Source organism: Nonomuraea sp. NPDC050478 (assembly GCF_044458265.1).
Lineage (GTDB): Bacteria > Actinomycetota > Actinomycetes > Streptosporangiales > Streptosporangiaceae > Nonomuraea > Nonomuraea ferruginea.
In genome coordinates, this window is record NZ_JBITHT010000027.1 from 1 (window position 1) to 1,599 (window position 1,599).

The 1,599-nt window shown below is 65.4% G+C and carries 1 protein-coding gene; it reads left to right on the forward strand.

All coding sequences use genetic code 11. The features are described from left to right. Window positions 1–156: 156 nt before the first annotated feature. On the forward strand, window positions 157–1,545 hold the full coding sequence (locus tag ACIBF7_RS44950) for an IS256 family transposase (RefSeq protein WP_397199932.1): 1,389 nt from the start codon (window positions 157–159) through the stop codon (window positions 1,543–1,545). Window positions 1,546–1,599 lie beyond the last annotated feature (54 nt).

Genomic DNA, 1,599 nt, shown 5'->3' on the forward strand with positions numbered 1-1,599 from the left:
GGGGGTATCACTCTAAGTGTGGAAACGATCACTATGGGTAGATGAGTCAAGGTAGATCATCTTAACGCTTCGGGGGGAGCGTCCATCATGACGAACACACGGGGATCATCAGCTCTGACCACCAGTTTCATTCCAGAGCACGAGCAGGCGGGAAGCTTGGCACGGGCTGCTCATCATGGCGGGGAAAAATCCCCCCATCGTGACGGCGAAGTGCCGTTGCGGGACCTGCTCGGCGACCAGGTGCTGGACCTGCTGCTGGAGCGCTCGAAAGACGGCAAGGGCGGGCTGCGGCTGACCGGTGAGGGCTCGATGCTGGGCGAGCTGGTCAAGGCGGTGCTGGAACGCGCGCTGGAGGCCGAGCTGTCGGCGCATCTGGGCTATGGCAAGCACGAGGTGGCCGGCCACGGGACGGGTAACTCCCGCAACGGCAGGATCGGCAAAACGGTGCAGACCGGGGTCGGCCCGGTACGGCTGGCCGTGCCGCGCGACCGGGCCGGCACCTTCGAACCGGTGCTCGTGCCCAAGCGGGCCGGCCGCGTCTCCGGCGGCCTGGACGACATGATCATCAGTCTGTACGCGCACGGCATGAGCGTGCGCGACATCCAGCACCACCTACGCCAGATCTACGAGGTAGAACTGTCGCACGAGGCCATCTCCAACATCACCGACGCCGTGCTGGAAGAGGTCCGCGCCTGGCAGAGCAGGCCGTTGGAGGCCGTCTACCCGGTGGTGTTCCTGGACGCCATCGTGGTCAAGGTGCGCGACAACCACAGCGTGCAGGCCAAGCCCGCCTACCTCGCGGTCGGCATCGACGCCGACGGCGACAAGCACGTGCTGGGGATCTGGCTGGCCAAGACCCCGCTCGATACGGCCACCGCCGGCGAGTCGGCCCGCTTCTGGACCTCGGTGATGAACGACCTGCGCAACCGGGGCGTGCGCGACATCATCATCGCCTGCACCGACGGCCTGAACGGCTTCGAAGACGCCATCCACCACGCCTTCCCGCACACCACCGTGCAGGCCTGCGTCGTGCACCTGATCCGCAACGCGCTGCGACCGGTCGCCCGCCGCGACCGCGCCGCGGTGGCCGCCGAGCTCAAGAAGATCTACACCGCGCCCAGCGCGGAGACGGCTTTCGACGCCCTGGCCGACTTCACCGCCTCCACCTGGGGCGAGAAGTATCCGCAGGCAGCCCGCGTGTTCGAGACCGCCTGGGACCGCTTCACCCCGTTCTTCGCCTTCTCCCCGGCGGTCCGCAAGCTGCTCTACACCACCAACAGCATCGAGTCCCTGAACTACCAGCTGCGCAAGGTCACCAAAGCCCGCGGCCACTTCCCTGGCGACGACGCCGTGGTCAAACTGCTGTGGCTGGCCATCATCAACATCGAGGACAAACGCGCCCGCGAACGCGCCGTGACCAAGGAGAAAACCGGCAAGATCAAAAACTCGCCCAGCACCGCCCGCCTCATCGAAGGACAGCGCACCATCGGCTGGCGCGAAGCACTCATCGAACTCGATATCGCCTACCCAGGACGGATCAGGTAAAGAGGGTTCTCCATCACCCAGAAAGGATCTTTACACACTTCAGGTGACAAGCTC